The 6,336-nt window shown below is 67.3% G+C and carries 9 protein-coding genes; all 9 read left to right on the top strand.

Translation table 11 applies throughout. The features are described 5' to 3' along the window. Window positions 1–93 precede the first annotated feature (93 nt). Complete coding sequence (locus tag AC0T5L_RS24205; RefSeq protein WP_476167787.1) at window positions 94–519, top strand: BTAD domain-containing putative transcriptional regulator; 426 nt, start codon at window positions 94–96, stop codon at window positions 517–519. A 795-nt stretch (window positions 520–1,314) separates the two neighbouring features. Then, window positions 1,315–1,623 carry a hypothetical protein gene (locus tag AC0T5L_RS24200; RefSeq protein ID WP_476167786.1) on the top strand — a complete coding sequence of 103 codons (309 nt, stop codon included), beginning with the start codon at window positions 1,315–1,317 and terminating at the stop codon, window positions 1,621–1,623. A 42-nt stretch (window positions 1,624–1,665) separates the two neighbouring features. After that, the gene (locus AC0T5L_RS24195; protein ID WP_476167785.1) at window positions 1,666–1,908 is read left to right on the top strand and encodes a hypothetical protein; all 243 of its coding nucleotides are present in this window, start codon (window positions 1,666–1,668) and stop codon (window positions 1,906–1,908) included. A 124-nt stretch (window positions 1,909–2,032) separates the two neighbouring features. Next, the gene (locus AC0T5L_RS24190) at window positions 2,033–2,653 is read left to right on the top strand and encodes a hypothetical protein (protein ID WP_476167784.1); all 621 of its coding nucleotides are present in this window, start codon (window positions 2,033–2,035) and stop codon (window positions 2,651–2,653) included. 97 nt (window positions 2,654–2,750) lie between these two features. Beyond that, on the top strand, window positions 2,751–3,371 hold the full coding sequence (locus AC0T5L_RS24185; protein WP_476167783.1) for a hypothetical protein: 621 nt from the start codon (window positions 2,751–2,753) through the stop codon (window positions 3,369–3,371). Between the two features lie 119 nt (window positions 3,372–3,490). Then, on the top strand, window positions 3,491–4,138 hold the full coding sequence (locus AC0T5L_RS24180; RefSeq protein WP_476167782.1) for a hypothetical protein: 648 nt from the start codon (window positions 3,491–3,493) through the stop codon (window positions 4,136–4,138). 170 nt (window positions 4,139–4,308) lie between these two features. Next, on the top strand, window positions 4,309–4,881 hold the full coding sequence (locus AC0T5L_RS24175; protein ID WP_476167781.1) for a hypothetical protein: 573 nt from the start codon (window positions 4,309–4,311) through the stop codon (window positions 4,879–4,881). 81 nt (window positions 4,882–4,962) lie between these two features. Next, the gene (locus AC0T5L_RS24170) at window positions 4,963–5,790 is read left to right on the top strand and encodes a winged helix-turn-helix domain-containing protein (RefSeq protein ID WP_476167780.1); all 828 of its coding nucleotides are present in this window, start codon (window positions 4,963–4,965) and stop codon (window positions 5,788–5,790) included. Window positions 5,791–5,861: 71 nt separating this feature from the next. Beyond that, a complete protein-coding gene (locus AC0T5L_RS24165) occupies window positions 5,862–6,230 on the top strand; it encodes a hypothetical protein (protein WP_476167779.1) in 369 nt (122 codons plus the stop codon). The last annotated feature ends 106 nt before the right edge of the window (window positions 6,231–6,336 follow it).

Here is a 6,336-nt window from a genome sequence, read left to right as displayed (position 1 = left end):
CTTGCTGTCCGGAGAGGTTTCGGGCAGTCGGTGTGAGCCTGTGACCAGCACGCTCACGATGAAAAGGGCTCACTGGACTCCGCACTCTTTTCCGTGGACCTTTGGGACTTCTCCCGGTCATACAAGGAATCCAGGACCCTCGAAGGAGGGCCCCGGAAACAGGCTCTGGAAGACCTCGTTCGCATGCACCCCGTCAAACTCCTCGCAGGCTCTGAGGATATGTGGGCGCAAACGGCGCGGAAATCATGTGTCCGTGCCGTGGTCGAGTCCCTTCTGGAACTCGCGGAGAACGCCCCGGAAGAAGAGTCGAAGATCCGCTTCCTGGAGCAGGCCTGCCTGTTCGACGAATTCAACGAACCGCTGTACCAGCGAATCATGGCCGTCCATGTTTCACGGGGCCGTCCTGAGATCGCACACCAGGTCTACCGGTCCCTGAAAGAAAAGCTCTCGCTCATCTCGGAAAAACCCAACAAGGCGAGTCGCGCGATGGCCGAGTCCCCGAAGCATCCGGCGCGGTGAACCCCGGTGCCCCGAGGCAGGGAGCCGCACCTGCCCGCTTCCGCTCGCGCGGACCGCAGCCGAGTGAACCCGAAGTGAACCCCCTGGGCCGCTGGGTGGGCCGTCGCCCGGGCCGCCAGGTGGGCCGATCTTAGCTGGCCCACCCCTGAGCTGGCATAACAGCAGGTCACTGGGCATCTGGGTGGGCCGATGGGCGTCCAGACTTATACCCAGTGGGTAGTCATCTTCACGTAGGGGGCGGCGCGCCCCCTCTCCTGCGACGGGGGCGGCCTACCGGCCGCCCCCGTCCTGCTGTGTCCTCCTGCCCTCCCCCTGCCCCTCCTCTCCCGTCTCACAGTTCCTGTGAGGCGCTCTCCCTTCCTTTCTTTGATATTCACAGAAGGCCTTCCGTGAGGGCTTGGTGATCACCCAACTCGGCGCCGGGAATGGAAAACATGATCACCCAGATGAGTTCTGAACACGCCACGACCCCCCTCGCGCGCGTGCGCGGTTCCTTTCTGGGAACGCCGCGCCAAAAAAAGTACGCGACACGAGTTGACAACCCCGCGCCAACCAAGTTCCTATTGGCGTGTTCTCCGGGGTGGCGAACGGTTCCGGGGTGGGCGAGGATAATTTCTCGCGACACGGGTTGACAAACCTGTATCGCCCAAGGTCACCTTGGGTTCCACCCCGAAACGGATGCCGTTTACGGGGCGCGTAGAAAAAGGTTCGCGACACGAGTTGACAAACACCGGTCAACCAAGTGAACCTCGGACCGCCAACGAAGGAAAACCGTAAATGGAAGGGGGTGAGAAAATGCGCACTATGCGCGCCATGGCGATAATAACCGGGCGAGTATTCGCCCGTCCCAGGCCGCCCACGCAGGACGAAATCGCGAACCGGGCACGCGCCCAACGGGCGCACCAGGTGGCCGGCGACTACGAGGCGGCGATCGCCCGGGAGCTGGCCGCACGAGGCCGGGCGGTGCACCTGCACCGCATCCAGGGGGCGAGCCCCGAAGCCCGGCGGGCTGCGGACGACCACGCCCGCGCGGTTCGGCACCGTGCCGAGCTCGGAGCCCTGCTGTTCAAGCTCTACGCCCACCGCATGGTTCCGGCCAACTAAAACGGCGCGAACCCCGCGATTACAGCGACAACGGAGGAAACCATGGCTGACCGAAACAAGCCCGGGCAGTGTGCCCCGGTCATCATCTGCCCCGAGTGTACGGAAGAGGTGCGCAACCTCCCGCCCACCGGCTGGAGCCCGAGCTACCAGACGTCCGACTACAGCCACCAGGACGGATCGGCGCTGTGCCTCACGTACGGGGACATCCCCGGCCAGAGCACGGGCGGGATCCAGACCTTGCGGCCGGTCGTGTTCGTGCCCCTCGGGGCCCTCACCTCGGCCTGATGCGGCCGGCCTGGAGGCGGCAACCTCCAGACCGGCCCCACCGCAACACCCGCGCCCACCGGACAGGTGTGGAGCCAGGACGGCTGGGCGCGGGCCCAACACAACCAATGAGATGGAGTGTGCTGTGAGCACGAGTATGCCCCACGGAGCGCGGATCATCATCAGCCGCGTCCACATCGAGGACCTGCGTGCCTACGGGCCGGGTGCGTGCCTGACTTGGCACGAGGACACCCACCAGGTGGAGGCGGTCGGCCCGCACACCGCGCTCAACCCCAGCCGGATGATCATCACCGGATACCAGGGGCTGCGCGAGATGGCCGACCACCACGCCGAAGACGGGCACACGGCCACCGACGACGACCTCGCGCAGGACCTGACCGACATCGCCGCTGACTGGCGCACCGACTGGCCAGGAATCCGAGCGATGAACCTCCAGGTGGAAGACCTGCGCGGAGCCTTGGCGGACGCGGGAGCCTACCTGAGCGCCGCTCCCACCTTCACGCTCCCCAGGCATGGGCTGCCCCAGATGACGGACTACTACCGGCTCGCGGGAGGCAGTCGGCTCGCGAGCGTGACGGTCAGCTTCGGCTTCACCGAACCGACCCGGATCACCGCCAACGACCCGGACGACGACACCCAGCCGATCGCTGACCTGACCCTGGGCACCAGCGGCACGCTCACCCACGCCGCGACCAGCCGCCTGGTCGCCTCCACGGTGACCTGCGCCCTGACTCAGGACCGCTAGCGCCTACCGGGCCGCCCCGCACGGGGCGGGGCGGCCCTACCACCCGAGACCCATGCGCCGAGCGCTGTGTTCGGCATGCCTTGAAAGGGGCTCCGCAATGTCTGTCATTCCCACGATGCGTGAACGGTTCGACGATGAGGAGGTCACGGTGGACATGCTCCGCGACCTGCACCGCACCGGACCGGGCGGTTTGATCATCGCCAACCTCTACCAGTCCTCCTACGAGGTCACCCATGCCCGCCACCTCTGCACCGAGGCCCGAGGCCGGGTGCCCGTCTACGGTCACGGTGACCTGGTCCACGACCTGGACTACTACGACCAGGACTGGGAGGAGCTGGCCGATGCGGTCACCGACACCACCTGGGACCAGCTCGACCACTGGGCAGCGTTCTCCATGCGCATGAGCCCCCTGGTCCGCGCCCTGCGACGGGACATGACCCTGTACCGGATGGACCTGAACCGCCGCCCCGTCTGCCGCTACACGCTGGACGGTGCGAGGCGGATCGATGACACCTTCACCCTGCGCGGTAACCCGCGCATCACCTTCACCACCTGCTGCGTGCAGCGCCGCCCCGCCAGTCTCCTGATGTCCCTGGACATGTACGACCAGGGCCACTTCGTGACCTCCTGGACGCAGCGGGTGACCCACACCGCACCGCCCCGGTTCGTGCGCGAGGCACCCCTGCGGGCGCAGCTGTACCTGGACCTTCGCTCCTAACCCGCACCGGGCCGCCCCGCACGGGGCGGGGCGGCCCCTGTCACCCGACACCCATGCGCCGAGCGCTGTGTTCGGCGCGCCCACGGAAAGGACTCCACGTGTTCGATCGCGTTCCCAACGTGACTATCGCTGACTGGTTCGCCTCCGCCGAGATCACCTCGCGCATGCTGCGCACCCTGAACAACATCGGCCCCGGCGGTGTGATCATCGCTGACCTGTGCCGACGTGACTACTACGCGACCCACGCGCGCGCTCTCGACCCCACCAGCCAGACCTCCTTCATCGTGTTCGGTTACCACGAGCTGGTTTTCAACCTCGACTTGTACGCCGAGGGGCACGGGGACCGGGCCTGGGAGGAGCTGGTTCCGGCCGTTGACTGCACCGTTTGGGAGTGCCTGGATCAGACGGTCGAGGACATCACTGCCACGGGGTTTGTCGTCACCCGGATGCGCCAGCACATGCAGGCGTGTGGGTTCGACCTGACCGCCGCTCCGCGCTATTACCACCGGTTCGCTAGCGACGACTCCCCCCTCACTCCCATGAGGGTCGGGGACCTCTACGCCTACCGGGCCAATCCGAACATCACGGTCACCGTCAAGAGTCCGACCGACGAGAAAACCGGGGCACTGTCCCTGATCACGATTAGCGACGGCGACCGGCACGTCACCGGCTGGCCCAAGGCCTTGCGCCAGCAGTTCATCGCGGGTGCCAACGCCCGCCGGGCGCGTGAGGCGGTCGAGGCCTACCTGCGCCGCACCCGTACCTGACCCACCTCACCGGGGGCGCCCCGTCACGGGGCGGGGCGCCCGCCACCCAACATCCACCTCGCGCCGAGCCCGGTGTTCGGCATGCCACGAAATGAGGTTCATCCATGCTCGCAGGAATCACGACCGCGACCGCTGGCGAATGGTTCGCCCGTGACCGTATTACCCCAGCCATGCTCCAGAAGGTGCACATCACCGGGCCGGGAGCGGTCATCGTCGCCGATGTGCCTCGCAGGGGTTACCGCGTAACCACCGCAGCCACCCTGGACCCGGCCTCGCAGTCCACATTCATCGTCTACGGCTACGCCGACCTGGTGGCTGACGCCCTCGAACGCTACAGCGAACTCGGGGCCGACTTCTGGGAGCAGCATGCCCACGATGTCGACATCGCGGTCCTGGACGCCATGGACCAGTGGCTCGCCGACACCCTGCGCTCAGCTCCGTACGTCACCCGTATGCGGCAGGCCATGCGTACCTACGGGTTCGAGATCGAGTCCCGCTCCTGGTTCCGCGACGGAGACACCGTTGTCGATTCCTACGTGTACACACCGGCACAGGCCATCACGGTCAACGTCCTCCTGAAGGCCTTCGAGCTGGAACCGGCACCGTTCGAGGCGGAGGTGTGGAGGGGCCGCACCCACCGGTGCGGCATCGGTCACGGTGAGCTCGTCAGCGACGCCGCCCAGATGGAGGCAGAAGCGCTCCATAACACCGTGACCGAGATTCTGCGCATTCACAACGCCTAGAACCACCCCGACCGGCCGCCCCGCCCCGTGCGGAGCGGGGCGGCCCCTCCCACCACCGCTCTACGAAGGGATCCGTCTGCCATGACCACGACCACCTCGACCCCGCGCCGTTCGGCCACACGCACCCGCGAGATCATCCTGACCGCCCTCGGTGAGGCCATCGAGCCCGTCACCGTCACCGAGCTGGCTGAATTGGCGGGGGTGGGCAAGTCCACCCTGGCCAAACACCTCCCGGCCCTGGAGAAGGACGAGTTGGCGGTGCGCACCCCGGGCGGGCGCGATGGTCGCCGCCGCCTGCCCGACACCTGGCAGGTGACCACCTCCACCACGCCGGACACGACCTCGCGTGAGGGCACCTCACCCGAGGCGGATGACCACGCCGAGGAGGAGGCCGACATGGTTGCCACTGGACCCGACACCGCGCCGGAGGCCACTACGGAGGAGGCCCCCGAGGTGGGTGTTCCCACCTCCACTCCGGCAACGCAGGACACCTCTGTGCAGGTGACCTCCGAGCAGCCTCCGACGGACGAGGCGGTCACGGCAACGGCGAACGACCAGAACGTGCCCGCCACCCGTACCCTCACGCCGCCCGCCCCGCCCCAGCGGGCCAGGGCTGCCGCGTCCGGGGCCGCGGTGACCGCCATGCGGGTCGGAGCCACTACCGGGGAAGGTCTCAACCCCGTCAGCCGTAGCACCCGGCTCGCGTCGGGCGAACTGAAGCTGATGGTCAAAGCGATTCTCGACGCCGAACCGGGCGAGGAGTTCACCGCGACCGCGATCAGCCACCTGCTCCAGGGCCGCTCCATCGGAGCCATTCAGAACAACCTCGCACGCCTGGCCAAGGAGGGGAAGGTGGTGCAGACCTGCGACCGGCCGCGCCGCTACCGCTCCCTTAAGCACCAGGCCTGACCACACCACCCGGGGTGCGGGCATCTGAACAGCCCGCACCCCCACCTTCTACATACCCCTAGGGAGTATTCGTGTTTGATGTTGCCTGGACCGTGTTCGACCTCGGCTGCCTGGAGTGGAAGTACGTTCTGGTTCTGACCGGGTTGTGTGTGACCGCGACCCTGGTCGGGGTCGTCAACCGCACCAGCCGCCTGCTGAACACCTACTACGTGCGCGGTGACTGGCCTGGAATGGTTCACCACTCCGAGCGCGGCCCCGGAACGATCTGCGGGGCGTGCGGGCACCACCTCGTCGCGCACGACCGGGCCACCGGCCGGTGCTGCCACGGCACCCCGCTGGACCACCTCGCGATGATCATCGCCCTGCCCATGCCCCTCGTCTTTCGGGACATGTTGCAGCAGCCGGGGTGCCCTTGCCGCCTGAACGGCAGGCGCACCTGACCCGCGCCACGCCGACCGGGTGAAGGCCCGGGACCCGCACCAGCTCACCGCTGGTGCGGGTCCCGGGCCTTCAACGTTCTCCACCCGCCCGAGGGTTTTCGGGGGC

The sequence above is a fragment of the Nocardiopsis sp. TRM 82005 genome, assembly GCF_056312425.1.
This window is presented reverse-complemented; position numbering and strand designations above follow the sequence as displayed.

Coding starts and splice junctions, on each gene's coding strand:
- AC0T5L_RS24200 (WP_476167786.1), top strand. CDS start 1,315: ATGCGCACTATGCGCGCCATGGCGATAATAACCGGGCGAGTATTCGCC.
- AC0T5L_RS24195 (WP_476167785.1), top strand. CDS start 1,666: ATGGCTGACCGAAACAAGCCCGGGCAGTGTGCCCCGGTCATCATCTGC.
- AC0T5L_RS24185 (WP_476167783.1), top strand. CDS start 2,751: ATGTCTGTCATTCCCACGATGCGTGAACGGTTCGACGATGAGGAGGTC.
- AC0T5L_RS24175 (WP_476167781.1), top strand. CDS start 4,309: ATGCTCCAGAAGGTGCACATCACCGGGCCGGGAGCGGTCATCGTCGCC.
- AC0T5L_RS24170 (WP_476167780.1), top strand. CDS start 4,963: ATGACCACGACCACCTCGACCCCGCGCCGTTCGGCCACACGCACCCGC.